Annotated in this window: 27 protein-coding genes; 16 read left to right on the forward strand and 11 right to left on the reverse strand. The window is 38.3% G+C overall.

All coding sequences use genetic code 11. From position 1 onward, the window contains the following. Positions 1-118 precede the first annotated feature (118 nt). Positions 119-1462 carry a copper amine oxidase gene (locus BME96_RS17970; protein WP_071649807.1) on the forward strand — a complete coding sequence of 448 codons (1344 nt, stop codon included), beginning with the start codon at positions 119-121 and terminating at the stop codon, positions 1460-1462. A 161-nt stretch (positions 1463-1623) separates the two neighbouring features. Then, entirely contained in the window at positions 1624-2277 is a 654-nt protein-coding gene (locus tag BME96_RS17975) for a class F sortase (protein WP_071649808.1), read from the forward strand. 168 nt (positions 2278-2445) lie between these two features. Here the strand turns inward: BME96_RS17975 and BME96_RS17980 are convergent, their stop codons facing one another. Then, positions 2446-3393 carry an aminoimidazole riboside kinase gene (locus BME96_RS17980; RefSeq protein ID WP_175618871.1) on the reverse strand — a complete coding sequence of 316 codons (948 nt, stop codon included), beginning with the start codon at positions 3391-3393 and terminating at the stop codon, positions 2446-2448. 98 nt (positions 3394-3491) lie between these two features. Here BME96_RS17980 and BME96_RS17985 point away from each other — a divergent pair, with 98 nt between their 5' ends. The 4 genes from BME96_RS17985 (at position 3492) to BME96_RS18000 (ending at position 8125) form a co-directional block, all read left to right on the forward strand. Next, the gene (locus BME96_RS17985; protein WP_071649810.1) at positions 3492-4478 is read left to right on the forward strand and encodes a LacI family DNA-binding transcriptional regulator; all 987 of its coding nucleotides are present in this window, start codon (positions 3492-3494) and stop codon (positions 4476-4478) included. Positions 4479-4616: 138 nt separating this feature from the next. Then, a complete protein-coding gene (locus tag BME96_RS17990) occupies positions 4617-6020 on the forward strand; it encodes a sucrose-specific PTS transporter subunit IIBC (RefSeq protein WP_019376285.1) in 1404 nt (467 codons plus the stop codon). 138 nt (positions 6021-6158) lie between these two features. Then, complete coding sequence (locus BME96_RS17995; RefSeq protein ID WP_071649811.1) at positions 6159-7607, forward strand: glycoside hydrolase family 32 protein; 1449 nt, start codon at positions 6159-6161, stop codon at positions 7605-7607. 23 nt (positions 7608-7630) lie between these two features. Next, positions 7631-8125: a PTS sugar transporter subunit IIA gene (locus BME96_RS18000; RefSeq protein ID WP_071649812.1), complete on the forward strand. Its 495-nt coding sequence runs from the start codon at positions 7631-7633 to the stop codon at positions 8123-8125. 159 nt (positions 8126-8284) lie between these two features. Here BME96_RS18000 and BME96_RS18005 read toward each other — a convergent pair whose 3' ends face one another. After that, on the reverse strand, positions 8285-8707 hold the full coding sequence (locus BME96_RS18005) for a pyridoxamine 5'-phosphate oxidase family protein (protein ID WP_019376288.1): 423 nt from the start codon (positions 8705-8707) through the stop codon (positions 8285-8287). Positions 8708-9035: 328 nt separating this feature from the next. On the opposite strand from BME96_RS18005, the gene rbsK reads away from it, so the two are divergent. The 6 genes from rbsK (at position 9036) to mnmH (ending at position 15967) form a co-directional block, all read left to right on the forward strand. Further along, positions 9036-9953, forward strand: coding sequence for a ribokinase (rbsK, locus tag BME96_RS18010; protein ID WP_071649813.1), 918 nt, complete (start codon positions 9036-9038; stop codon positions 9951-9953). Then, on the forward strand, positions 9954-10874 hold the full coding sequence (gene rihC, locus BME96_RS18015) for a ribonucleoside hydrolase RihC (protein WP_071649814.1): 921 nt from the start codon (positions 9954-9956) through the stop codon (positions 10872-10874). A 13-nt stretch (positions 10875-10887) separates the two neighbouring features. Continuing rightward, positions 10888-12309: a C4-dicarboxylate transporter DcuC gene (gene dcuC, locus BME96_RS18020; RefSeq protein WP_060681450.1), complete on the forward strand. Its 1422-nt coding sequence runs from the start codon at positions 10888-10890 to the stop codon at positions 12307-12309. 387 nt (positions 12310-12696) lie between these two features. After that, positions 12697-13716 carry a LacI family DNA-binding transcriptional regulator gene (locus BME96_RS18025; protein WP_071649815.1) on the forward strand — a complete coding sequence of 340 codons (1020 nt, stop codon included), beginning with the start codon at positions 12697-12699 and terminating at the stop codon, positions 13714-13716. Positions 13717-13834: 118 nt separating this feature from the next. After that, positions 13835-14887, forward strand: a complete 1053-nt coding sequence (gene selD / locus BME96_RS18030) for a selenide, water dikinase SelD (RefSeq protein WP_408068403.1) — start codon at positions 13835-13837, stop codon at positions 14885-14887. Between the two features lie 30 nt (positions 14888-14917). Continuing rightward, on the forward strand, positions 14918-15967 hold the full coding sequence (mnmH, locus tag BME96_RS18035) for a tRNA 2-selenouridine(34) synthase MnmH (protein WP_071649817.1): 1050 nt from the start codon (positions 14918-14920) through the stop codon (positions 15965-15967). Between the two features lie 45 nt (positions 15968-16012). On the opposite strand, the gene BME96_RS18040 is transcribed toward mnmH, so the two are convergent. Further along, positions 16013-16696: a phosphoribosylaminoimidazolesuccinocarboxamide synthase gene (locus BME96_RS18040; protein WP_071649818.1), complete on the reverse strand. Its 684-nt coding sequence runs from the start codon at positions 16694-16696 to the stop codon at positions 16013-16015. Next, positions 16680-17264, reverse strand: a complete 585-nt coding sequence (locus BME96_RS18045; RefSeq protein ID WP_083547513.1) for an O-acetyl-ADP-ribose deacetylase — start codon at positions 17262-17264, stop codon at positions 16680-16682. The genes BME96_RS18040 and BME96_RS18045 overlap by 17 nt, the downstream gene beginning before the upstream one ends. Before the next feature lie 203 nt (positions 17265-17467). On the opposite strand from BME96_RS18045, the gene BME96_RS18050 reads away from it, so the two are divergent. The 3 genes from BME96_RS18050 to BME96_RS18060 all read left to right on the forward strand — a co-directional run bounded on the left by BME96_RS18050 (position 17468) and on the right by BME96_RS18060 (position 19174). After that, on the forward strand, positions 17468-18121 hold the full coding sequence (locus BME96_RS18050) for a lysoplasmalogenase (protein ID WP_071649819.1): 654 nt from the start codon (positions 17468-17470) through the stop codon (positions 18119-18121). A 25-nt stretch (positions 18122-18146) separates the two neighbouring features. After that, positions 18147-18692 (forward strand): DUF488 domain-containing protein, encoded by a 546-nt coding sequence (locus BME96_RS18055; protein ID WP_071649820.1) that lies wholly within the window; start codon positions 18147-18149, stop codon positions 18690-18692. Positions 18693-18781: 89 nt separating this feature from the next. After that, positions 18782-19174 carry a hypothetical protein gene (locus tag BME96_RS18060; RefSeq protein WP_071649821.1) on the forward strand — a complete coding sequence of 131 codons (393 nt, stop codon included), beginning with the start codon at positions 18782-18784 and terminating at the stop codon, positions 19172-19174. A 497-nt stretch (positions 19175-19671) separates the two neighbouring features. Here BME96_RS18060 and BME96_RS18065 read toward each other — a convergent pair whose 3' ends face one another. The 5 genes from BME96_RS18065 to BME96_RS18085 all read right to left on the reverse strand — a co-directional run bounded on the left by BME96_RS18065 (position 19672) and on the right by BME96_RS18085 (position 23026). Beyond that, positions 19672-20040, reverse strand: a complete 369-nt coding sequence (locus BME96_RS18065; protein WP_019376300.1) for a hypothetical protein — start codon at positions 20038-20040, stop codon at positions 19672-19674. Between the two features lie 10 nt (positions 20041-20050). Continuing rightward, entirely contained in the window at positions 20051-20572 is a 522-nt protein-coding gene (locus tag BME96_RS18070; protein ID WP_019376301.1) for an acyl-CoA thioesterase, read from the reverse strand. Between the two features lie 402 nt (positions 20573-20974). Beyond that, positions 20975-21754 (reverse strand): cytochrome c oxidase assembly protein, encoded by a 780-nt coding sequence (locus BME96_RS18075; protein ID WP_071649822.1) that lies wholly within the window; start codon positions 21752-21754, stop codon positions 20975-20977. Beyond that, positions 21747-22226 carry a DUF2243 domain-containing protein gene (locus tag BME96_RS18080; protein ID WP_033353604.1) on the reverse strand — a complete coding sequence of 160 codons (480 nt, stop codon included), beginning with the start codon at positions 22224-22226 and terminating at the stop codon, positions 21747-21749. The genes BME96_RS18075 and BME96_RS18080 overlap by 8 nt, the downstream gene beginning before the upstream one ends. A gap of 143 nt (positions 22227-22369) precedes the next feature. Continuing rightward, positions 22370-23026, reverse strand: a complete 657-nt coding sequence (locus BME96_RS18085; RefSeq protein ID WP_071649823.1) for a reverse transcriptase-like protein — start codon at positions 23024-23026, stop codon at positions 22370-22372. 206 nt (positions 23027-23232) lie between these two features. On the opposite strand from BME96_RS18085, the gene BME96_RS19905 reads away from it, so the two are divergent. Further along, entirely contained in the window at positions 23233-23403 is a 171-nt protein-coding gene (locus BME96_RS19905; protein WP_019376305.1) for a hypothetical protein, read from the forward strand. Positions 23404-23434: 31 nt separating this feature from the next. Here BME96_RS19905 and cidR read toward each other — a convergent pair whose 3' ends face one another. Both cidR and BME96_RS18095 read right to left on the reverse strand, forming a co-directional pair. After that, positions 23435-24319 carry a cidABC operon transcriptional activator CidR gene (cidR, locus tag BME96_RS18090; RefSeq protein WP_019376306.1) on the reverse strand — a complete coding sequence of 295 codons (885 nt, stop codon included), beginning with the start codon at positions 24317-24319 and terminating at the stop codon, positions 23435-23437. Between the two features lie 28 nt (positions 24320-24347). Next, positions 24348-25268 carry a substrate-binding domain-containing protein gene (locus BME96_RS18095; protein WP_071649824.1) on the reverse strand — a complete coding sequence of 307 codons (921 nt, stop codon included), beginning with the start codon at positions 25266-25268 and terminating at the stop codon, positions 24348-24350. Between the last annotated feature and the right edge of the window lie 76 nt (positions 25269-25344).

Below are 25344 nucleotides of genomic sequence, written 5' to 3' on the forward strand. Positions count from 1 at the left end.
GCTCTATCAGGGGTTCTGCAATAAAAATAAAATTTTTTAAATAATAAGTGATCCATTTCCCGATTCCTACCGTTAGCTGTGTAGAAACATTAAAAATTACAAAAGGGAGATGGATAGAATGAATTGGAAAAAAGCAATGATCGTAGCTCCGATGAGCGCAACTCTACTTTTTACTGCGAACGGTGGTATTGTAAGTGCGGACACAATGGAAAAACCAACAGTAGAAACAGCAGCAGTTGATTTAAGATCTAACTTAGGGCAACTACTCAGCGAGCACGCATATCTTGCAATAGAAACAATGAGAAACGGTGCGGCTGGTTCAGAAGATTTCGAAGCATCTTCTGCAGCCTTAACTGCTAATACGGAGGATCTTAGTGCAGCAATCGAATCTGTTTATGGGAAAGAAGCTGGCCAAGCATTTAAGAAAATGTGGTCGGAACACATTGGGTACTTCGTTGATTATGTGAAAGCAACAGGAAATGAAGATGAAGATGCAAAACAGAAAGCATTGGATGAGTTATCAGAATACAGAGCAGACTTTTCCCAGTTTCTAGAGAATGCTACAGAAGAACGTTTGGAAGCTGATGCACTTGCTGAAGGTCTACAGCAACATGTAAATCAATTAATAGGTGCATTTAATAGCTATGTTGATGGGGATTATCAACAAGCCTATGAGCAGGAAAGAAAAGCGATTAACCATATGCATATGGTAGCTAAAGGGCTTTCCACGGCGATTACCGATCAATTCCCTGACAAATTTAATAATACAATGGCGGTGACACCAGCAGGCGACTTAAGAGCAGATTTAAATTATCTACTATCTGAGCATGCCGGTATTGCCATATCAGCAATGCAAAATGGAATTTCTGAAGCTCCGGAATTCGATGCATCAGCAAAGGTTCTTGGTCAAAATACAGAGGATCTGTCTAAAGCAATTGCATCTGTTTATGGCGATGAAGCAGGAGAAGCATTTAAGAAAATGTGGTCCGAGCACGTAGGGTACTTTGTTGATTATGTAAATGCTACAGCAAATGAAGATGAAGAAGCGCAAAAAGAGGCACTAACTAATCTCGAAAATTATAGAGAAGATTTCTCCATGTTTATGGAAAAAGCTACAGAGGGTAACGTTTCCGCAGACATGCTGGCAAAAGGCTTGCAACAACACGTAGACCAACTAATTGGTTCATTTGAAAGCTATGCAGATGGTAACTATGATGAAGCATTTACTACAGCTCGCGAAGCATATGGTCATATGTATGGCTCATCTAAAATGTTATCATCCGGTATTGTAATGCAGTTCCCTGATAAATTTGCCAATGATATGCCTTCAGATATGCCAAAAACAGGCTTTGCACCCGCTGAAGAAAATAATGATATGTTGATCGCCTGGATGGTTGGTATAAGTGTATTTGGATTAGCAGCATTTGCAGCAATCCGTAAGTTTCGTACAAACGAAAAATAAGAGTTGATATATTGGTAAGAATCTTGTTCAGGAAGACAGGCAGATTATCCGTTTTTTCTCCCTGTCTTCCAAAGCTTTAGAGAAAAAGCAAATCAGGCTTAAAATTTAACAAAAGCTCATTTCTATTATTGGAATAAATGCGCTAGAGGAGGGTGCTTTATATGGGAAAATTAATAACTGTCATCACCTTACTTTTCTTGGTTGGCTGTGGAACCGTTCCTGAAAGTGAATCTCCTCCAGCTAATTCCTCATCTAGTAATGAACAGGAAACAACTCAAACAGTTAAAAACCCTATGACCAAAACGAAAAACAGTGATTTTAATCAGTCAGATTCCGCCTATAAGGATGCTTTTAAAGAAGAAAAACCGGGTATAGTTCCAGCCAAGTTGATTATTGACAGCCTTGGCGTCAACGATCCTGTTGAAAAGGTTGGTCAGAATAAAAAAGGTGAAATGGGTGTCCCTGAAAATGTACAGAATGCTGGTTGGTATAAGTTCGGAGCTAAGCCAGGGGAACAAGGCAGTGCTGTAGTTGCTGGGCATGTGAATACAAGGAACGGAAAAAGTATTTTTTGGAACCTTCACAAGCTGGAGACTGGTGATGAAGTCGAAGTATTGAATAAAAGTGGTGAAAAGAGAACCTTCAAAGTAATCGGGAAGGAATCATATGACTATCAGCATGCACCTGTAAAGAAAATATTCGGTTATACGTCAAGAAGAAAATTGAATTTAATTACATGCACAGGCGATTTTAATTATGACGCTGGAACCCATCAGGAACGTCTTGTCATTTACACTGAGCTAAAGGATGAATAAATAACTAGTGGGCATTCAATCCAATACTTTTATTTAAGAATGAAGGCTGCAACCATGCAGCCTCTTTTTTTGTCTCTAAAATATAAATTGGGCTGTAGGGGAAAACTTTTGCAGCCCAATATTTGCAATAGGATCTTTTCTTACAAAATTAAAAATCATTTATCTTCTCTATCGGTCCAAATAACTTTCTACCTCAGCCTTAGTAGGCAGTGCAGTCATTGCTCCTTTTGTAGAAGCGGCAAGCCCCCCGGATACTGAGGCAAACTCAGCTATCCTACTTGCTTCTTCCAACGTAAGTGCATCAAGATCTGAAGCATATTGATCAATAGAATAAAGCACTCCAGAAACAAAGGCGTCACCAGCCCCAGTTGTGTCAATTGCTTTCACCTTCATTGCTGGAACATACCTATTCCCTTCCATTGTCTTAACATAGCATCCTTCCGCACCAAGGGTGACAAATATAACTGGAATTTCATAGGACTCAAGCATTTCCAGGCCTTCTTTAACTGACTTTTTATCAGTAATAAATGCTAACTCCTCTTCGGAAAGCTTTAGAATATCCACTTCTCCAAGCATGGAAATTATCCTGTCTTTTGCCTTCTCTTTCGAATCCCATAACATCAAACGCAGGTTAGGGTCATAGGAAATAAGCAATCCATTCTCTTTTGCCAGTTTAACAGCTGCCTTAGTTGCACCTTCTGCGGGCTCGCTAATTAAGGAAATAGATCCGAAATGAAGAATACGATGGCGAAGCAAGTGCTCTCTATTTATGTGATTTTCCTCCAGAAAACGGTCCGCACTTGGGTTAATATAAAAATCAAAGCTCCTCTCCCCATCCTCTCTGTTGGTTACAAATACAATCCCTGTACGGTGGTCCTTCGAAAATAATAATTGTTCTGTATTTACATGATAGAACTGGAGCGTTTCTTGCAAAAACCTGCCAAGCACATCATCTCCTACCATGCCAAGAAATGATGAATCGCCTCCAAGTCTTGCTACCCCCACTGCTACGTTAGCTGGAGCACCGCCGGGACTTTTATGATAGGTTGAATTTGTTTCGTCAGTTGGTATAAAATCAATTAACGTCTCCCCCAGAGTAATGACACCATGATTCACGATGATTACCTCCCTATGGTATGATTTATATAAAGATCAAATTATGTTCTATTATTCTACAGAACCAAAAATATGTCATCAAATAAGGGTGAAAAACATTGCTTACAATAAAAGAAATAGCAGAAATGGCTAACGTATCCAGATCTACTGTTTCCCGTTTCCTCAATGATTCTGGCTATGTCAGTGAAGAGGCCAGAAAACGAATTGATAAAGTAATTAAAGAAACAGGATATATACCAAGTGAACACGCTAAATCCCTCCGCACCAAAAAAACAAAAGTAATTGGTGTCATATTACCAACCATCCATACAGAGACATCAAGTAAAATTGTAGCAGGAATAGATAACGAGCTGGCAAAACAGGGATATCAAATCCTTCTGGCCAACACAAATCTGGATAAAGAAAAAGAATTAGAATATCTGGATTTACTTAAAGTCCGCCAAGTAGATGGAATTATATTGGTAGCTACAAATACAGAAGAAAGATTAGTTAAGAAAGTCCAGGAAATGAACCTTCCAATAGTTATTATAGGGCAGGACATGCCTGGGGTTACCAGTGTGGTGTATGATGATTTCCATGCTTCAAAAGAAATTACCAACTATTTGGTTGAGAAAGGTCATAAAAAAATAGCATTTATCGGTGTAGATGAGACAGATCGCTCGGTAGGTTATTTCCGTAAAAAAGGATATTATTCTGCGATGAATGAGCATCGATTGGAAGTTAATTCAACTTGGGTGCAGACTGCAATATTTGACATAGATTCTGGTTATAAAGCAATGAAACGAATTTTAACAAAGAGTTCTATTCTCCCCACAGCAGTTTTTGCAGTAACAGACCGCTTAGCTATTGGAGCGATGAGTTATTTGAAAGAACAAGGACTTATAGTACCAAATGATATTGCTGTAGCGAGTATTGGAGCATCAGAAATTTCCAGATATGTTGATCCTTCTCTAACAACTGTAGACTATCACAATGAAATGGCAGGTAAGCAGGCTGCGAAGCAGATACTAGCAATTATATCCAAAACCGAATACCAAGAAAAAATTCTCCTGAACTATAGACTAATAATTCGTAATAGTGTATGATGAAATTGTGGAACCGATTTCATCATATATATTATGGAATCGATACCACGTATAACTCAGTTAATACCTATTGCCATTATATTTACTAATTTAGCTAATGTGGAATCGATACCACAAAAATAAAAGGAGTGAGATTATATGTCTGATAACAAGCAAATCGCAAAGGAGCTTATTGAGGCAGTCGGGGGAAGAGAAAATATTCATTCCGTCGCTCATTGTGCCACAAGATTACGTTTTATGATTCACGACAAGGAAAAAATTGATCAGGAGAGAGTTGAAAATACAGATAAAGTAAAGGGTGCCTTTTTTAACTCTGGTCAATATCAGATAATCCTTGGGACCGGCACGGTAAATCGTATTTATGAAGAAGTGGATAAACTCGGTATCAACAGCACAGATAAATCTGAACAATCAAAGGAAGCTGCAAAAGAAAAAAATACGTTCCAGCGTGCCATCCGGACATTGGGCGATGTATTTGTACCCATTATTCCTGTGCTTGTAGCAACAGGTCTGTTTATGGGACTTAGAGGTTTGGTCATGCAGGAACAGATCTTAGCACTCTTCGGTATGACACCCGCTGATATTTCTGAAAACTTTCTTTTATTTACTGAAATCCTAACAGATACTGCATTCATATTCTTACCTGCACTTGTTGCTTGGTCAACTTTTAGAGTATTTGGGGGCACGCCAATTATTGGTCTAGTACTTGGATTGATGCTTGTAAGTCCTGCGTTGCCAAATGCTTGGGAAGTTGCGACAGAGGCTGAACCTTTATATTTCTTAGGATTCATCCCTGTAGTAGGCTATCAAGGTGCCGTATTACCCGCCTTTTTCGCAGGGATAATTGGCGCAAAACTGGAAAGAGCCATCCGAAAACGGGTTCCTGAAGCATTGGATTTAATCATCACCCCATTCTTAACACTATTAGTGATGATTGCAGCAGCTCTCTTCATCATCGGGCCAATTTTTCATACAGTTGAGGAATATATCCTTCAGGGAACACTCTTTGTGTTGGATCTGCCATTCGGTATTGCAGGATTTTTAATTGGAGCTTTAAATCAAATTATTGTAATCACAGGAGTTCATCATATCTTTAACCTATTGGAAATCCAATTGCTTGAAAAGTTTGGAAATAACCCATATAACGCCATTGTTACTTCAGCAGTGGCCGCACAAGGTGGAGCAGCACTTGCCGTAGGTTTAAAAACGAAATCTAAAAAACTGAAGGCGTTGGCATTACCCTCCTCTTTATCTGCATTTCTTGGGATTACAGAGCCAGCCATTTTCGGTGTAAACCTACGCTATGTTACACCTTTTGTAATGGGCTTAATCGGCGGTGGTGTTGGTGGTTTTGCTGCTTCCCTGCTTGGTATTAAAGGAACTGGTATGGCAATTACCGTTATTCCAGGGACGCTACTTTATCTCAATGGACAAATTTTACAGTATATCCTGGTTAACATTATCGCTATTGGTACTGCATTTGTCCTTACATGGTTATTCGGATACTCAGATAAAAAGCTTAAAGATGTTGAAACAGCATAGAAAAACGCACACACATTAATTACATGGAGAGGGTAGGAACTGAACATGCCTCCTTCTAATAAGAATATTTTACAATTAAAGACAGGCAGGCGGGCATCCCCTTGTCTGTCTTTTAGATAAGGAGTGCCTCAAACAGATATGAAACATTTACATCCGATAAAGAAGGCTTTGCAGCAAATAAAAGAAAAACAGGATATCGCTCAATCCGATCCCCACCGTCTCCATTTCCATATTATGCCCCCTGTAGGATTACTCAACGATCCTAACGGGTTTGTGTTCTATCAAGGACATTATCATATTTTCTATCAATGGAACCCCTTTGCAACGACACATGGTCAAAAATATTGGGGTCATCGCATTTCCAGTGATTTAGTACATTGGGAAGAGGCGCCTATAGCATTAGCTCCCGATGAATGGTTTGATAAAGACGGCTGTTACTCAGGAAGTGCCATTGTCCACAATGAAAAGCTCTATATATTTTATACAGGAAATGTAAAAGACCACGACGGAAACCGTGCCTCCTACCAATGTCTCGCCGTATCAGATGATGGTCTCCATTTTGATAAAAAAGGGCCAATTATTAAAGTACCTAAAGGTTACACCGCCCATTTCCGTGATCCTAAAGTTTTTTCAAAAAATGGTAGTTGGTTTATGGTAATTGGTGCACAAAACACCCAAGAACAGGGTGAAGTGGTTCTTTACTCCTCCCCTGATTTGGAAAATTGGTTTTATCGCGGCCCTCTAACAGGGGCTCATAGGAATGAACTAGATAATTTCGGATACATGTGGGAGTGCCCGGATCTTTTTCGAATTAAAGATCAGGATATTCTAATTGTTTCTCCACAAGGATTGGAAGCAAAAGGATATAAGTTTAACAATATTTATCAATCCGGTTATTTTACAGGGCAAGTAGATTATGAGAGCCCCGCTTATCAGCATGGAAGCTTTGAAGAGTTGGATCGTGGCTTTGATTTTTATGCACCACAAACAACGGTGGATGAGTCAGGTAGACGTTTATTATTTGGCTGGATGGGTAATGCGGAAGTAGGAGAAACACAGCATCCTACCGCAGAATACGGTTGGATTCATGCGCTTACTCTCCCCCGTACACTGCAGTGGAAGAAAGGAAAGCTTTTTCAGACTCCCGTAAAGGAACTTGCGGTACTACGAAAGAATGAAGTTGTGTATGAAAATATAACGATAATAAATCAACACAAGCAATTTAATGAAGTTGCTGGCAAGGTGTTTGAATTGCAAATAACAGTGACTGACTGGAGCACAAACATATTCTCCTTAACAATTGGAGAAAGCACGTTGCGTTTTAATCAAAATTCTTCTACTTTCACTCTAGAACGCAAATGTTTTAATAATCAAGGAACGGAAAGCAGACATTGTCATCTAGACAAGCTGGAGAATATACAACTCTTCAAAGACACCTCTTCACTGGAAGTCTTTATAAATAATGGAGAAGAAGTTTTCACTTCACGGATTTTCGATGATACCAATGAGCAAGCTGTATCTTTCCAAGCAGACGGGCAAGTGACTTTTAATTTACAAAAGTGGGATTTGGAAAAAATCTTTAATTGATATTCAGAAAGGGACGGATAATATTGTTAGGAAAATTATTTAAGAAAAAAGAAGATAGTAAACATATCTCTCTTTATGCGCCTATAAATGGAGAAACGATTCCATTGGAAGAAGTACCTGATCCTGTATTTTCCGAGAAAATGATGGGCAACGGTATTGCAATTAAACCATCTGATGAGCTCGTAACTGCACCAGTTGACGGAAAGATTATTCAATTATTCTCCACCAAACATGCAGTGGGAATTTTGGCAGAGAATGGTGCTGAAATTCTTATTCATATCGGTATAGACACAGTAGAACTGAAGGGAGAAGGCTTCACGGCTTATGTAGAAGAAGGCGATTATGTGAAAAAGGGAGATAAATTGGTTGCTTTCAATTACACTACAGTAGAAAATAAAGCAAAGAGCACCCTGATCCCTATTATTATTACAAATACAGATGAAATGAGCGAGATCTCTCCTGCAGATAAAAAATCTGTCCGTGCCGGAGAAGATATTATTTTAAGCATAGAAAAATAAATTATTCCATTGCAAATGTTGAGGTACAAACATTAACTCGTACAGGTTTATCATCATAGCAGGAGGAAGCTGCGAGCTAATGAAAACTTATTTTTCCATTAATACAAATAGCCAAATAACACCCCCTGCTCAGTTAAAGAGCAAGGGGTGTTATTTTATTTAAACATCCAATGTTTTAGGGCTTTCACCTTTTTTATTCATAAGTTGAATCCCGATAGGCTCAATTTCTAATACAACCAAATTAGGGTCCTCTGGGCCTTCAAACCAGTTCTTCATGTACTCATTCCACACTTGATTTTTAAGTTCTTGAGAATCATTTAGTTTTGCTTTTCCTTGATACTCTACATAAGCATCACCAAATCCTTCTCCTTCATAACCAAGAATAATATGCGTGTACGGATTCTCTTCCAGTTCCTCCGTTTTATCCGTTTCTTTACTCGTAGCAGTATATAGCTTTAAATCCTCATGGAAAAAAGTCATATATCTGGAATGAGGTTTATTGTTTTTCACTGTAGCCATTGTTCCAATATGGCTGTTTTCAAGTATGTTTTCTACTTCTGCTCTAATATTATCCTGACTCAAAATACCACTCCTTTTCTTCTCTATAAATATTATTTCCCTTCCTACCAAATATAAAACAAAGCTGGATGCTTTTTTCTAAAATTGATTTTCTCACTCTAATATGCAGAGCTGTTTCAATATTAATTCAGCTTTTGCCTACACTACACTCGTTCCTATCTTGTATTTAGGCTAACCTTCTCAAAGAATAAAGAGTAACGAAGAGGAAAAGCTAACAAATAAATTATCAATTTGTCACAATTTTCATGTTGACGAAAAAATAAGTATGGTGGTAATATAAACTGGTAAAACGTTTTATCAAGTTTATCAATCATCGAGAGGAGGACTTGAGATGAAAAAAGTAGTTGTGCTGGGTAGTTTAAATATGGACTTATCCATAGAAACAAATCGTATGCCGCGTAATGGTGAAACAATAGATGGGAAATCGTTCTTTATGTCTCCCGGAGGTAAAGGCGCTAATCAGGCTGTTGCAGCTCAAAAGAGCGGGGCACCAACAAGTATGATTGGCAGCGTAGGAAATGACCTGTTTGGCAGTCAACTTATTTCTTCTTTAAAAAAAGAAGGTGTGGATTGCACGCATGTCATGGAAAATGACTCCACTTCCACAGGTATTGCGATGATCATTCGGAATGCTGGGGATAACAGAATCATTCTCGGAGCTGGTGCTAATTACACGGTAGATGAAGCCTACACGTCTCAAGCATTACAAGAGATTGCAAATAAAGAAGATATATTTTTAACACAGTTTGAAAGCGATTACGAGGTTGTATTACATTCTCTTGCAAAGGCAAAGAGTCAGGGTCTTTTTACGGTATTTAATCCCGCGCCTGCAAAGGACATACCGGAAACTGCCTATCCCTCCATTGACCTCTTAATTGTCAATCAGTGGGAAAGTGAGATGTTATCAGGAATTTATCCAAAGACAGACAAGGATTGCGAAGATGCTATCAAGCTCTTCCTCGACAAAGGTGTTTCGTCTGTTATTATCACTTGCGGAGCTGCTGGCAGTACCTATGGTGACAAGGAGCAATTGATTTTTGTCCCAAGCTTTAAAACTAACGTTGTGGATACCACAGCGGCTGGAGATACGTATATTGGTGCATTAGTAGCATCATTAGCTAATGAAACAACCATGAAAGATAGCATGATCTATGCGACAAAAGCGGCTTCACTTGCTATTTCAAAGCAAGGAGCACAGGAATCTATTCCCTACAAAAATGAAATCGACCAGTTCAAGGAGGTTAACTAAATGAATAAAAGACCAATTATAATTGATACAGACCCAGGAATTGATGATGCAGTTGCGATTGCAATTGCATTATACGATGAGCAGCTTGATGTTCGTCTAATTACAACCGTTGCAGGAAATGTAAGCTTAGAAAAAGTAACCTACAATGCCATGAGACTAATGAAGTTTTTTGGAAAGGACATTCCAGTTGCTGCAGGTGCTGACCGTCCACTAATAAAAGAAGCTATTGATGCAAGTGATATTCATGGGGAAACAGGCATGGGCGGCTATGATTTTGAAGAACCTGACATGGACAAACTGTTAAAAGAACACGCAGTTAATGCCATGTATAAAGAAATTACAAATAGTGCACAGCCTATAACGCTTGTACCAATCGGCCCACTTACAAATATCGCCCTTCTTTTACGAATGTACCCTGAGGTTAAGGATAACATTCATGAAATTGTATTAATGGGGGGTTCTACAGCACGAGGAAATGCTGGTGTGATGGCTGAATTCAATATTTTTGCTGATCCGGAAGCAGCAAAAATTGTTTTTGACAGCGGAATATCGCTTACTATGGTAGGTCTTGACATCGGTTTGAAAGCGCTTATCTATCCTGAAGACAGCCAACAATTAAAAGAACTAAATAGAACAGGCGATATGCTTTATCAGCTGTTCCAACGCTATCGCGGTGGTGGCTTGAAAACAGGCTTGAAAATGTATGATAGCACAGCAATAGGCTATCTTCTAAATCCGGATATGTTTGAAACAGTTGATGCCTTTGTTGATATCGAGCTTGAGGGTTCATTAACTAAGGGCTGTACAGTAGTAGATTTGAAAAATTACACCGGAAATAAACCGAACGTTACTGTGGCAGTTGATATTGACCCTGTGCAATATAAAGACTGGTTGATTGAATGCATTAAGAAATGCATTTAAGGAGGGGTAGAGAATGTTAAATGATCTTATTATGTATGCTTCAGCAATTTTAGCAGTTGCTGTAGTTGTCTACATGTTGATTAAAAAAATGGATATTAAAATAGCCTTATTTCTAATGGGAATTATTTTAATACTCGTTAGTCTTGCAATGGGAAATGACATTGCACTAAAGGAATTTGAATCAACAGGTTCTGCTTTCCTAGATCCTTTACAAGTTATTGTCGAACAATTTAAGTCTACGTTTGCCAAAGCTGGTTTAATCATTCTAATGCTTGGTGGTTATACTGCCTATATGTCATCCATAGGGGCAAATGATATTACCGTTCAGGTTCTAACAAGACCTATCAGTAAAATAAAGTCCGTTTACTTTCTAGTTCCTATTGTCTTTTTATTAGGTAACTTATTATCTTTAGTAATACCAAGTGCATCGACCTTGGCCATCCTTTTATTAGCAACACTCTATCCTGTTTTAAAAAGAGCTGGCATGTCTACACTTAGTATTGCTGCCATTATCGCTACATCGGCAACTATTATACCAACACCACTTGGTAGTGATAATGTTGCAATTGCAGAAGAATTAGCCTTACATCCTGCGTTTGCAAACTTAACAGTGACAGATTACGTATTTAATTACCATGCAATGATTTCGTTGCCTACCCTCCTCTTTATTGCTATTGTGCATTATTTCTGGCAAAAAAGGATGGACAAGCGATCAGCAAATAAGGTTTCTAAAGAAGAAGTGGAATTGAAAAAGCTTGATGAAATTAAAGGCGGTAAATTATACAAAACAGTTTATGCTATTCTGCCTATCTTTCCAATTATCCTATTGTTGATTTCATTTGCACTGGAACTTACAACAGGTATTGCTGTAACACTAAGTGTTGAAATCGCAGTAATTGTTTCGTTAATTCTTGCTATTATTTGTGAATTAATCCGTAAGAAAGGTGATAAAAAAGTACTTTCAGACACGGAATCCTTCTTTGAAGGTATGGGTAGAGCTATTCCGATCGTAGCATTAATTGTTGCTGCATCCGTGTTCGTAACCGGATTACAATCAATCGGTCTTATTGAACAGCTGCAAGAATCCATGCAACACATTCAAGGCTCAGGCTTCAACTTTATTTTACCATTAATTTTGGTAGCCTTTACAGCGTTAATTGTACTACTAAGTGGTAGTGGAATTGCTTTATTCTTTGCAATGGTTCCATTGATGGTACCTCTGGCAGATGCTGCAGGCATTAACCCAATAGCCATATCCATACCAATGGGCTTAGCTGGAAACCTGTTCCGTTCAGTGTCCCCAGTTGCTGCAGTAGTACTTATTATTGCCGGAACATTAAAAGTAGACCCACTTGATATTATTAAACGGACATCCGTACCAATGGTTTCAGGCGTCATTTTCATGTTTATACTCTCTATGATTGTATTCTTATAAAAACACAAGAGATATAACGTAATATATTGGCTAAGAATCTAGGTCAACTTTTATACTTTAAAAATCCGAACCGATTCATTTTATTAATGAATCATGGTTCGGATTTCTTTTTGTTAAAAATTAGCGGTGAGAAAACGCGCAGACTCCTCAGAAATGAAGTACACATTTCCTTCGTGCGATGCTAAGCTGGGCTTCCACGCTTTATATAAAGAGGAAGGTCGCCCCATCTAGTCTAGCGAGCCGAAGATTGTACAGTTGCAAAAGGACACATGGTTTTTTCACAAAATAGAACGCTTCTATTCCTTGTAATCAGATGATATGATACAAGTGATGTCTTCTCCATATTGTAGAAAGACGATTTTACGATGGAAAGCAGGAATGAATAAGATGAAAATCACCTTAAAGGATATAGCAAAAAAGGCAAACGTTTCTCCAAGCGCTGTATCATTGGTGCTTAACGACCGCCCATGCAGAATATCAAAAGAAAAGAAGGATTTAATTAAGCGTATTGCAGAAGAATACAATTATTCTGCTAACCAAATCGCCCGAAGCCTTGTAACTCAAAAAAGCAAAACAATTGGCTTAATCATACCTGACATTGAGAACATTTTCTTTTCCTCTCTTGCAAAGCAAATTGAAGAACAATGTCGCAAGCGAGGCTATATGCTCATTATTGTGAACTCGGACAATGACTATGCTCATGATTTAGAACTGCTGGACTTGCTTCTTTCTCGCTCAGTTGACGGAATGTTTATTATCCCAAGCAATGAATCTTATAAAGAACATTCAGAGTTAGTCCACCGACTAAGTAAATTAGACAACACCTCTACTCCTTATGTAATGATTGACCGTGTTTACCCCGAGCAAGCTTGTAATAAAGTTTGGTTTGATAACGAAGAAGGCGCTTATTTAGCTGTGAAGCATTTACTGGAAAATGGACATAGAAAAATTGCATGTATTGCTAATTATGGAAATGATTCCAATGGTAAATCAAGGTTAGAAGGCTTTTATCGAGCAATGAGAGAATATCATTGTGAAGTAGAAGAAGATCTTGTCATTGATGGGGATTATCGTATTGATAGTGGCTACCATGCTGGAAAGTCATTATTGGAGAAAGATATGTCTGCTGTTTTTATTACAAATGATATGATGGCGCTCGGTTTCCTCAAAGCAGCTTATGAGCAAGGGAAACAGGTACCTGATGACATTTCAGTAGTCAGCTATGATAACACTATTTATCCATATATATTTGGAGTTGAGCTTACTTCTATTGAGCAAGATGTCGGTTCACTTAGCCACCATGCTGTTGATCTCTTATTCTCAAAAATGGAGGAAAAGGAAAAGGCTCCCAAGGAGATTTGCCTCATTCCAAGGTTAATTAAAAGAACCAGTGTGCAAAGTCATTAAATATATTTTTATAGCGCCAATATATTGACAACAGTTATGGGAGGCTTCACTCCCTTTAAAATTTTAATAATATGTTAAAATTATTTTATTGTGCATTAACTATACTTATTAAAAAAGGATGAGATATATGGAAAACGATATAAAGCTTACGTCATTATCCTCTAAAGGTGGCTGCGGATGTAAAATTGGTCCAGCAGACTTATCGCAAGTTCTTCGCTCCCTCCCCCCTACAGTAACCAACCCAGACCTCCTCGTTGGACTCGACACAAGTGATGATGCAGGAGTATACAAAATAAACGATACTACTGCCCTTGTACAAACAGTAGATTTTTTCACTCCGATTGTGGATGACCCTTACTACTTCGGTCAAATAGCTGCTGCCAATGCGATCAGTGATGTGTACGCAATGGGAGGAACACCTTTCACTGCACTTAATATTGTCGCTTTCCCTATCTCTACACTTGATAAAAGCATTCTAGCAGATATCTTGCGTGGTGCAGGTGATAAACTTGCAGAAGCCGGTGTATCATTGGTGGGTGGCCACTCTATTGATGACCAAGAGCCGAAATTTGGTCTTGCAGTAACGGGGACGGTTCATCCGGATCGAATTAGGACAAATGCCGGTGCAAAGCCCGGAGATAAATTAATTCTAACTAAACCAATCGGGGTAGGAATTTATTCTACCTCAATAAAGAATAACCTACTCAGTCAGGATGAGATTAACCGTGTGACAGCCGTAATGTCTACATTGAATAAGACTGCAGCGGAGGTAATGAATCACTATGACGTTCATGCTTGCACAGATGTTACCGGATTTGGCCTCTTAGGCCATGCTTCTGAAATGGCAAAGGGAAGTAAAGTAGACATTGAAATAAATTATGACCATGTCCCCATGCTGGAGCGCGTGAGAGAACTAGCAGACTCAGGCGCGGTTCCAGGTGGTACGAAAAATAATTTCAAACATGTTCAAGATATGATCACCTTTCCTGAAAACATGGATCAAATTGATCAATGGATCCTCTGTGATGCAGTTACCTCTGGAGGCTTGCTAATTGCTGTTTCATCTAAGGAAGCAGATCAGCTTTTTACAGAATTACGGGAAAAAGGTGTAGAAGCACAAATTATTGGAGAAGTAAAAGATAGTAGTAGTGGACACATTAACGTAAAATAATCTATTTTTATTACAGGAAGTGACCTATACATGTTTAAGGATATTGAATTAAACGAAATGTTACAGCTTAAAGATGCAGGTGAGCATACCCTTATTGATGTCCGTTCACCAAAGGAATTTAATGAAGCGACAATACCGGGTAGTATAAATATCCCCATCTTTACTGATGAGGAACGTGCAGAAGTAGGGACATTGTATAAGCAAGTGGGTCAGGATGCCGCTAAGAAACGCGGCTTGGAGATTTTTTCCACGAAACTGCCTAATTTCATTCAGGAGTTTAGTAAAATCCAAACACCAATGACCGTATTTTGTTGGCGAGGCGGTATGCGGAGTAAAACAGCAGCAACGGTTTTAGATTTGATGGGGATAAAGGCTACCAGATTAAGTGGTGGTATCCGTACCTATAGAAAATGGGTTGTCAGTACACTTGAACAAGGGGATTTTAAGCCAGAACTATTTGTTTTAAATGGATATACCGGCTCCGGAAAGACTGTAATCCTTCATGAATTAGCAAAAAAGGGATATCCTATTATTAACCTGGAAGGAATGGCGAATCATCGAGGTTCCATTTTTGGACAAATCGGGCTTCATCCAAATAACCAAAAGAAATTTGAAGCTTTGCTTGTACAGAAAATGCTTGAATTTCAGCAAGAGCCTTTCGTTTTTATAGAAGGCGAAAGCAAGCGAATCGGCAAAGTATCCTTACCTGACTTTCTTTACTCCAAAAAAGAAAAGAGTATGCAGCTATTTATCCATATACCTATGGAAGAAAGAGTTAAGCATATTCTTGAGGATTATCAGCCTTGGAAAAACCCTGAGCGTTTTCATGAAGCCTTTCAGATCATTAAAAAAAGAATTCACACACCCATTGCCAAAGAGATAGAGCAGGCATTTGAGGCTACGGACTACCATCATGTTGCAGAGCTTCTTTTAAACTATTATTATGATCCACGGTATGAGCATGCAGCAAACCATTATCCGAAACAAAATGTTATTGATATTCATGCAGTTGATGTTACAGACGCAGTGCAGAAAATAGAAGAACTTATCCATCAGCATACCGAAATAAATATTGTATAGGTTCCAGGGCCCTTCAATGGGCCCTGCTTTAGTATGGACATTGTATCAGGAAGAGACTACTATTCTTTCCAACTCCATTGGGGGAATATATTGTCCTTCTTTATATGCACGCATATTACCACCTGAAATTTCATCAATTAATATAATATTTCCATCAGGGTCTTTTCCGAATTCTAATTTAATATCATACAATTCTATTTCTCTCTTTATCAATTCTTCCTTAACCATTTCAGCTATTTTGGCAGTTAAATTTTTAATTACCTGATACTCTTCCTTTGTTAAAATACCTAGCATTTTTAATGCATCCTCATTAATGGGGGGATCTTGCCGTTCATCATCCTTTAATGTGATCTCTACGAAGCCATCAAGTTTCTGTCCCTCCGTTGCGTATTTACCATATCGTCTCAAAAAGCTCCCAACAGCTTTGTATCGGCAAATCACTTCCAGACCTTCCCCAAATTGAGTTGCTGGAATTACCGTCATGGTAGCCTCCTCTATATCTGAGTCAATATAGTGATTTGGAATTCCCTTTTTATTCAGTTTCTGAAAGAAAAGAGTCGTAAGCTTTAAACCTGCTTTACCTGCTCCTTCCATTGTAAGGCCAACGGTATTTGCACCAGGATCAAAGACCCCATTTTCTCCTGTCACATCATCTTTAAATTTCAATAACATATTTCCTTCTTCTGTTTGATAAACATCTTTCGTTTTGCCGCTATAAATTAGTTTCATTTGGCAGGTCTCCCTCCTCTTCCATTATTTTTTTAAGGGAAGTTTTATACACATCATAATCCGCTTCCGAGAATAAAGTTATTACGACTTGTCCAAAATGATGTTCCTTTAAAAAGGATACAAGTGTGGTTAATGCTATATCTGCCGCGAATTCAATAGGAAAACGATAGACACCTGTGGAAATAGAAGGAAAAGCTATGCTTGTTAGCTGATGCTTTAATGCCATTTGCATTGTATTTTCATAGCAGGATGCAAGCAGCGTCGGTTCATTTGCTGCACTACCCTCCCACACTGGTCCAACGGTATGAATGACATAGCTTGCCGGGAGATTGTATCCCTTTGTTATAACTGCTTCTCCTGTTGGCAGCTGCCTTCCGCTTAATTCTTCCTCTCTTACTCTCTTACAAGCATCCAATAGTTCCTCGCCCGCCGCTTTATGGATGGCTCCATCTACTCCACCGCCACCCAATAGAGTCCCATTTGCAGCATTAACAATTACATCCGTCTTTTGCAAGGTAATATCTCCCACCATTAACTTCAATCCGTTTTGTCCAATAGTAGCAACCAAGCATATCCTCTCCTTTTCAGTTATAACTGTAAATATTGTCTCTATATGTATCCACATTTTAAAACTGAAACTCAATTTATTATTAAACTTACTATTAGTTTATCATAGAATAGGATACATAAATGATTGTTATCAGCAGGAATTAGACTAGAGAGTCTCGAAATGGTTTAATAGAAGGATATAAAAGGAAGGATGTATGTATAATGCCTGCAAATCGCTTACCACTGCTCATTCTCACTATGAGTATCTTATATATATTTATTGTTCCAGATGACCCCTTTGTCTTTAAATTATTTTTTAAACTTATTCCAATGGCTATGATTCTTATGTATGCTTTTGAACAAAGTGGTCGCTGGAAGAGCAAAACACACTGGCTACTTCTTTGTGGATTGATCTTCTCTATGCTTGGAGACGGGACGATTCATTGGTTTATTTTAGGGTTGTCAGCCTTTTTAATTGCCCACCTTTTTTATATTACTGCCTTTTTAACACGTTGGAATTTCTCTGTAAGCCGGATGCTATACGCAATCCCTGTTGGAATATACGCTATACTATTTGGCAGAAGACTCATACAGGCTTTAAACGAATCTGGAGAACAATCACTTGTCATTCCTGTTCTTCTCTATATACTGGTTATTTCTGTTATGACATGGTCGGCTATGATGACAGGTAACCATTGGGCTTTGTGGGGAAGTATTTTGTTTGTTATCTCTGATAGTGTCTTGGCATGGAACATGTTTATCTCCCCTATTCCGAACGCTGCAGAACTTATCATGCTGACATACTACGCAGCTCAATTTCTTATCGCCCATAGTCTATTCACTATAGTAAAAAATAGTCATCGGCTTGTTTGGTAAACAATATTCGGAGAGGAGGGTTAAAGTGCACATTTTTTCAATTGGACATTATTCGCATTCTAAGGAGGACTTTCTTCGTTTACTTTCTGATGCGGATATAGAAGCAGTAGCCGATGTACGAGCATTCCCCGGCAGTAGGAAATTCCCTCAATACTCAAAGGACAATATGCCTGATTGGCTTCAAGCTGCAGGCATTCATTACGCTCACTTTCCAAAACTCGGAGGAAGGAGGAAGGCTTCCTCTGACGTCTCTCCTCTTTTAAACGGAGCATGGGAGAACCAATCCTTTCATAATTATGCTGATTATACATTAACAGAATCATTTCATGAGGGTATTGCCGCTTTGTCCCAACTAGCCCAAAGGAAAAGAACGGTTTATTGTTGCTCTGAACGCCATCCAGCACGTTGTCATCGATTAATTATTAGTAATTGGCTTGCTACACATAATTGGAAAGTTAATCATATTATTCCTGACAATAAGGGAAATATAACTATTATTGAGCATGAATTAGGAAAATGGGGGGCCAGGCCAATTATTGAAAAGGATGGCACAGTTGTTTATCCAGAATAATATATTCCTTTTTTGCGCTTATCTGCTTGTCATAATTCGAACTGCTTAACATAGAATGTATTAACACACATGAGGGCGGAGGCGTTTCTATGGGAAGCTCAGTAAGAATTTCAGAAGCTGACTTGGAGAGATACTATATATTAAGCAAACAAAAAAAGGAAATTGAACAAGAAATGAAACAATTAAAGAAAGACTTCAATCTTAATCTTGATGATTCTATTGGTAAAGATCAAAAAGGTGAGGTAACGTGTGGCAGCTACAAACTACAACGACAGGTACGCACAGCCGTTGGATATAATCAAGAATTGACCGTTCAAAAATTAGAACAGTTAAACTTACATGATTTTATTATTGTGGAAAAGCTCCCCGACACCGAAAAATTGGAAGCAGCTATTAAGATCGGTCTTGTCGAAGAAACTGCTTTTACACCATGTAAAACAAATAAAACGACGACTGCAATTGTTGTAAAAGAAGCACCATAGATGAGTTAACAGTGAAACTTCCGGCCGTTAATAACAGCAGGTAATAATATCTGCTTTAAGCGGATTTAATAAGCAATCCATTATTCAATTAATCCTAAAGCAATTATTCTGGGACAAAAGAAATTTTATACATTGAAAATCCGAACCGATTCATACTAATAATGAATTATGGTTCGGATTTCTTTTTGTAACAAATTAGCGGAGGAAAAACGCGCAGACTCCTGTGGGAGGAAAAGCCTAGCTAAGACCCCGGAGTGCGTAGCACGAGGAGGCTTAGCAGCGCCCACGGAAAGCGAAGCGTTTTTCCGGAGCGAGGCTCCCACACTTTAGAATGTATGTCTTTAGAATAGCATTATTTAGTTATGTCCCAGCCTCATTTACTTGTTGGAATACATATGATAGCTACTACAGTGTTATCTTTTCATACTTATCTTAAAAGTACTTCGTAGCATACTATTTCGCGAAAATCGGAAAATATTTTCATCTATTTTATAGACTTATACAATTTGCGGGCCGACTAATACGTTAGGACTTTTGCCCATAATTAATTTGCATAAATTAGCGTAACCTATTTGTCTATAAGCCCCTAAAAGACTGCATAATTTTTTTGCTGCTTGGTCTTGCTTCAATTTCATAACTTCTTTATGAAAAACCTGTAACACAAAATCATCTTGTACTTGCGGACGGAACTGTGTTGGTTCCTCATCCATAAGCAGGCAGCCCATGTACTGATAGTTAAATTGCAGCTGTCTTGTTAAATGAACTATCCCTACAAACGATTCATACGTTTCAGGCTGCGTCTGTTTAAATGTTTCCAGGTCCTTCTTTGCATGCATGAGTTCACTAAAACTTGATGTAACTAACATACTACCCCTCCTACACTTCATCCCAAGGTTTTTTAACAGTTAAAGCTGCAACAAGATCTTTATTTTGCTCTCGCTTTAACTTTCTAATTTTTGCCCGTTCTTTACCTGTTTCATAAAGGAATTTTTCTTCCTCGGTTTCTGGTATAATGCCTGGCACTTCAATTGGTCGCTTATTCTCGTCTAAAGCAACAAATGTTAGAAATGCTGTAGCAGCAATTCTTCTTTCTGCAGTAAGTGTATTTTCTGCTGTTACCTTGCAAAAGATTTCCATCGAACTTCTACCTGTATAAGAAACAAATGATTCTATACAAACAGAATCACTTTGCCGAATTGGCTCAATAAAATTTACCGAGTCCGTAGATGCGGTCACACATTCTTTCACACGTGCATGTCTTTGAGCTGAAAGAGTTGCACAAGCATCCAGTTTTTTCATTAGAACTCCACCAAACAATGTATGGTAATTATTTAAATCATTTATGAGAACCTGATCATTTTGAATAATCCTGGTATCTTTCATTCTTTTTGCTTCCATTAATTTCACCTTAACTATAAAAAGTATTTTTAATACATTACCTATTATAGTACAGGTGGTTTCTTATAGTACAATGCCGATAACAGATGCAATATATAACAAAATGTTATGTAAAGGCTTTATGGCGAAAATGTAAGAAAACAAGTAAGAAGAAAAGGCTAATGCCGTAAGTAGAAAAGAGGAAGTGCTCAAGCCGGAGACGGCCATGCATACAAAAAGAGGCTGGGACATAACTAAATAACGTATTCTAAAGACGAACGAAATAAAGTTTGGGAGCACAGCTCCGGAATAACGCTTCGCTAATTTGTTACAAAAAGAAATCCGAACCATAATTCATTATTAGTATGAATCGGTTCGGATTTTCACTGTATAAAATTTCATTTGACCCAACCTCGTGTAAACCTAATTAAACGCCTGTTGAGGAACTGTGTTTGGACGCGTAGCCCGGTACCAGTGAAGGCATAGCACAAATATCAATAAGAGATCAATAAGGTCTCCTCCGTAATACATAAGCATTCCTCCCGTTTGAGCTTCTGAGGTGCTTACACCATCTGGGGGAAAACCGTAAATATATTTGGATAAAATGCCATGTCCTGCTAAAGCAACAATAAATACACTCACTCGATAAACGAAACTATATCGATGTGGTGTTGGGTCAATATATATTAAAGAGATTGTAAACAAATAGCCAGCCAAAAATACATGGGCATGAATAATAACATATAACAGGAGAGATTCATGCATAAGAGAAAATAAATCTGTCGCATATAATAGCCAGAGCCCGCCTATATTTAGAAAGCTTGCCACAATCGGATTAGTCACAAAGCCAGCATATGTACTTCTTAATAAGCTAGTGAGCCTTCTGGCTGCTGAAACAGAAAGTGCACGTAATATTAACGTCATAGGTGCAGACAAGGCGATTAGCAATGGACCGAGCATTCCTAGCAGCAAATGGCTGAGCATATGAAAAGTAAAGTCCATATGTGCCTTTTCAGCGATTGGACCCGCTACTGCTATACCCACAGTTAAAAAACCTGCTAATCCTAACACAGTCCTCCAGAGGGGCCATTTTCTTCCCTTGCGTATAGATATAAAAACTGCAATTAGATAGGCAATCCCCCCTGTAATAAAGGGGATTACTAATAAAATTGAGGCTAGCATCAAGTTCATTTGATTATCCATTTGGAAGGTTCACTCCCCTAATGGCCTTCTTCCCTGTTTTTCGTAACAAAATAGCTCCAATCACAATCATGATAATAGCAGTGATATTCCAGACTAAATCATATGGAAGAATGTCTACCTCGTAACGAATTTGATGAATACGCATTAATTTATGTTGGATCGTGCCATCATACAGTTGAAAGATACCCGCACCTAGAAGAACGCCACCCCACCATCTGCTGATCCAGAAGGCATCACGCCGTTTTAAATCTGCTACTATAAATAGACCGCCAATTGTCGCAAACCAGCTAAAGGCATGGAAAAAACCGTCGGATACGAGCCCTATTGCGAGTGAGGATTTGTCATAGAAATGATGCCAATGCAATAGCTGATGAAACACCATTTCGTCTACAAATGCTGCAAGGCCAAGTCCAAACAAAAAGCCAGACCATAAATTTTTGGAAAGATGGTTATACCGATTATTTCCTTTCATATGACCCAAGTTATTAGCCAAACAGAACGCCTCCTTAAGTTAAATGAAGAATTCTAAAGTTGTTAATAAGCAATTTCCTGTCTCACGTATAAATAAACCAGTCTTTTTAACCTGGTCAAAAATACCCCTGTTGTCTATTGCCTTTATTTCCATTCACTCTGGCTGGTTACCTCTACTTCATTTAACGCCTGTGTCGCTAAGCGATCTGCTTCTTGGTTATTTTTCCGGGAAACTAATTTATATTCAGGCTGAATTCCCATTTCCTTAAGTTTCCTTTCAATTTTATCAAGCCAGCTCGTTAATTCCTTTTCCATAACTGGCCACTCATCTTCCAACTGATTTATTACTACTTGGGAATCTCCCGTGAACAAAACAGGTAAATGATGAGCACCTAACAGCTCTAATTCTTGAATAGCCAAATGTAAAGCAGCATATTCAGCTTCATTGTTCGTTTCCATTTCCGCCACGAGGGCATTTTTACGTATTCGAAGCTTTTTTCCATTTTGCTCATAATAGATGACACAACCAAGCCCGGCTTTTCTTGTATTAATATCGAAACCACCATCAAAGTATACGGTAATATTATGAGGCTCTGTTTTAATTTCTTCTAAATAGGCCTTCAACTGTTTAGTAGTCCATTCATGTTCACTACGATCAATAAAAATTGCTTGTTTAAGTCGCCCTGATTTTTGCAGATCTTCCGCCATGAGCAATGCTTTGGCTGCAGTCATTTCTTCGGAAGTAAATGCAACCTCCGCTCCTTTAGGGGTTCGATATACTATCTCCAACCTTCCCTTCATGAAAAGCCACCTCCATTTTTAGCGTTAAGAATAAATTTGTTAATCTCCGATATTATGGTATATGGTTCATCAGTTCCTTTTCCACCTTTAGGATAAACTGCGCTGCATCTATTTTTATTTAAAAAATCTTCAATACTTCATTATTTTCCATGCTTTGTTACTATTAAACTGTATAAGAACATATTATATCCATTGGAGGTGAAAACATGATGCATGCATTTAACTTTTTTGCCCTAATTCCTTTACTTATTTACGTTGGAATGATTGCATTTGTGATCTGGTTTGCAGTAACGCTAATCAAGACACTCAAAGAGAAAAATTCCATCTTAAAGGAAATTTCCACTAAACTAGACCAGAATAAACATCATCCAAATTAACTAGTTTGCAAAAATGACAACTACTGCAGAATTATTTCTGCAGTAGTTTTTCCTTGGCAAAACGAATAAATTCCTGCATGACATGGGAAAGGCGAACATCGTTTTTCCAGATCAATGCCAGGTCCCAGTCAATGGCTGGGTTGGCCACAGGGATAGCAATAACGTCACTTGTCAGCTCCATACTGGTACTCTCAGGCAGCAGTGTGATACCAAGCTTTGATGCAACCATTTCTTCGATAAAATCAAGTTGAGAGGTTTCTGAGATGATTTTCGGTTTAAATCCGGACTCGTTACATGCTTGAATAATATTATCCCTTAAAGCGAAGTCTTTATTAAACATAATAAAGGCTTCTTCTCTTAATTCTTTCAACTCGATTTTTTCCCTTGCTGCCAAACGGTGGGAAGAAGGAACGATAATCTTCAGCTTTTCCTTCACGAAAGAATAATTATCGAAAACATGATGCTGTGTTGGTAAGACAACAACGCCAAAGTCCAATTCGTCATTAGCTACCTTTTCTTCTATTCGTTTGGAACCATCTTCAACAAGTTGAAAAGTAATCTCAGGATACTCTCTATGGAACGCAGCAAGAAATTGAGAGAAAAAGAAGGAATTTATTATAGAGGGTAAGCCAATTCGTAAATGTCCTTTCTGTAAGGTAACCAGTTGCTCCAAGTCATTTAATAACGCATGATATTGCTCCTCCATCTGCTGGGCATGGTTGTAAAACACCTTTCCCGCTTCCGTAAGGGACAAATGCTTCCTTGATCTTACAAAGAGCGGAACACCTAATTCATCTTCCAATGATTTAATTATTCTGCTGATAGCAGGTTGAGTAATGTATAGCTGGTTTGCTGCCCGTGTAAAACTTCCTGATTTGGTAACCTCAATAAAATACTTTAATTGCTTTACATCCAATCTAAGTCACCTGCCCTTCATCAAATATCTATTGTTCCCAGCGTATTTCACCTATGTTGTCCATATTATAGCCCAATGAACGTAACTTCTCTTGAAAATCCTTACTTTTCAATATTTTACTTACAGCAGAGATAAGCTGCATATTTTCTTCGTTCTTCAGTAATACAAGGTCATAGCTTTCTTCTATTAAAGGAATAAAATCAACAGGTGCTAATTTTGATACTTGTTCGATACCTACACCAACATCTGCTTTGCCACTTGCAATAGCTGAAGCAATATCGAGATGGCTTTTCATTTCCTGTTCATAGCCTGCCACCTGTAATTTATTTATATCGTGCAAACGGAATTGTTCATCTAATAAGATACGTGCACCTGCTCCAGGTTCACGATTTACTATAGTTATACCCTCCTTCATAAGATCAGGCCAAGAAGTAATCGATTTCGGATTGCCTTTCGCTACATAAAATCCCGCAATTCGTTTAATAAATCCGATAACAATAAATGACTTACTGACAAGTAATTTCCGAACATAAGGAATATTATATGTCCCCGTATCCCCATCAAACAAATGCGTACTAACAATATTCGCCTTTCCCTTATACAAACCTATCAAACTATCCAGGCTCCCTGTATATGACCTTAAAGGCATCTCATTTATTTGTTTTTCTAGTTCTCCAGCTAAAATATCCAAACTATTATCCTGACCGCAAATAACTACAGAAGATGATGGAGAAGAATCAGGAGTGGGTTGCTTTGAACTTCCATCATCTGTTTTTACTTCTTTTCCACGAAGTTTATAGTTTTCTAATTCTATGGCGTCGACTCTCATTTGTCTGCCCACACGAAACGCACTAAGCTGCCCCTTCTTGATTAAATCGTATACCGTAAGTTTCGATACTTTCAATAATCGAGCAATTTCTTCAGGTGTATAAGACTCCTTGTGAGACATAATCTTCACCTCATTTTCCATACTCTCTTAACGTCCATATTATCATTTACTTATAAATTAAATCCATATATAATTA

Source organism: Virgibacillus halodenitrificans, assembly GCF_001878675.1.
Taxonomy (GTDB): Bacteria; Bacillota; Bacilli; order Bacillales; family Amphibacillaceae; genus Virgibacillus_Q; species Virgibacillus_Q halodenitrificans.

Coding starts and splice junctions, on each gene's coding strand:
- rbsK (WP_071649813.1), top strand. CDS start 9,036: ATGAAAAAAGTAGTTGTGCTGGGTAGTTTAAATATGGACTTATCCATA.
- BME96_RS17975 (WP_071649808.1), top strand. CDS start 1,624: ATGGGAAAATTAATAACTGTCATCACCTTACTTTTCTTGGTTGGCTGT.
- BME96_RS17970 (WP_071649807.1), top strand. CDS start 119: ATGAATTGGAAAAAAGCAATGATCGTAGCTCCGATGAGCGCAACTCTA.
- BME96_RS18025 (WP_071649815.1), top strand. CDS start 12,697: ATGAAAATCACCTTAAAGGATATAGCAAAAAAGGCAAACGTTTCTCCA.
- BME96_RS18070 (WP_019376301.1), bottom strand. CDS start 20,572: ATGGAAGCAAAAAGAATGAAAGATACCAGGATTATTCAAAATGATCAG.
- BME96_RS19905 (WP_019376305.1), top strand. CDS start 23,233: ATGATGCATGCATTTAACTTTTTTGCCCTAATTCCTTTACTTATTTAC.
- BME96_RS18065 (WP_019376300.1), bottom strand. CDS start 20,040: ATGTTAGTTACATCAAGTTTTAGTGAACTCATGCATGCAAAGAAGGAC.
- BME96_RS18050 (WP_071649819.1), top strand. CDS start 17,468: ATGCCTGCAAATCGCTTACCACTGCTCATTCTCACTATGAGTATCTTA.
- dcuC (WP_060681450.1), top strand. CDS start 10,888: ATGTTAAATGATCTTATTATGTATGCTTCAGCAATTTTAGCAGTTGCT.
- BME96_RS18080 (WP_033353604.1), bottom strand. CDS start 22,226: ATGAAAGGAAATAATCGGTATAACCATCTTTCCAAAAATTTATGGTCT.
- BME96_RS18040 (WP_071649818.1), bottom strand. CDS start 16,696: ATGAAACTAATTTATAGCGGCAAAACGAAAGATGTTTATCAAACAGAA.
- BME96_RS18060 (WP_071649821.1), top strand. CDS start 18,782: ATGGGAAGCTCAGTAAGAATTTCAGAAGCTGACTTGGAGAGATACTAT.
- BME96_RS17995 (WP_071649811.1), top strand. CDS start 6,159: ATGAAACATTTACATCCGATAAAGAAGGCTTTGCAGCAAATAAAAGAA.
- rihC (WP_071649814.1), top strand. CDS start 9,954: ATGAATAAAAGACCAATTATAATTGATACAGACCCAGGAATTGATGAT.
- BME96_RS18095 (WP_071649824.1), bottom strand. CDS start 25,268: ATGTCTCACAAGGAGTCTTATACACCTGAAGAAATTGCTCGATTATTG.
- mnmH (WP_071649817.1), top strand. CDS start 14,918: ATGTTTAAGGATATTGAATTAAACGAAATGTTACAGCTTAAAGATGCA.
- BME96_RS18075 (WP_071649822.1), bottom strand. CDS start 21,754: ATGGATAATCAAATGAACTTGATGCTAGCCTCAATTTTATTAGTAATC.
- selD (WP_408068403.1), top strand. CDS start 13,835: ATGAGATATATGGAAAACGATATAAAGCTTACGTCATTATCCTCTAAA.
- BME96_RS17990 (WP_019376285.1), top strand. CDS start 4,617: ATGTCTGATAACAAGCAAATCGCAAAGGAGCTTATTGAGGCAGTCGGG.
- BME96_RS18085 (WP_071649823.1), bottom strand. CDS start 23,026: ATGAAGGGAAGGTTGGAGATAGTATATCGAACCCCTAAAGGAGCGGAG.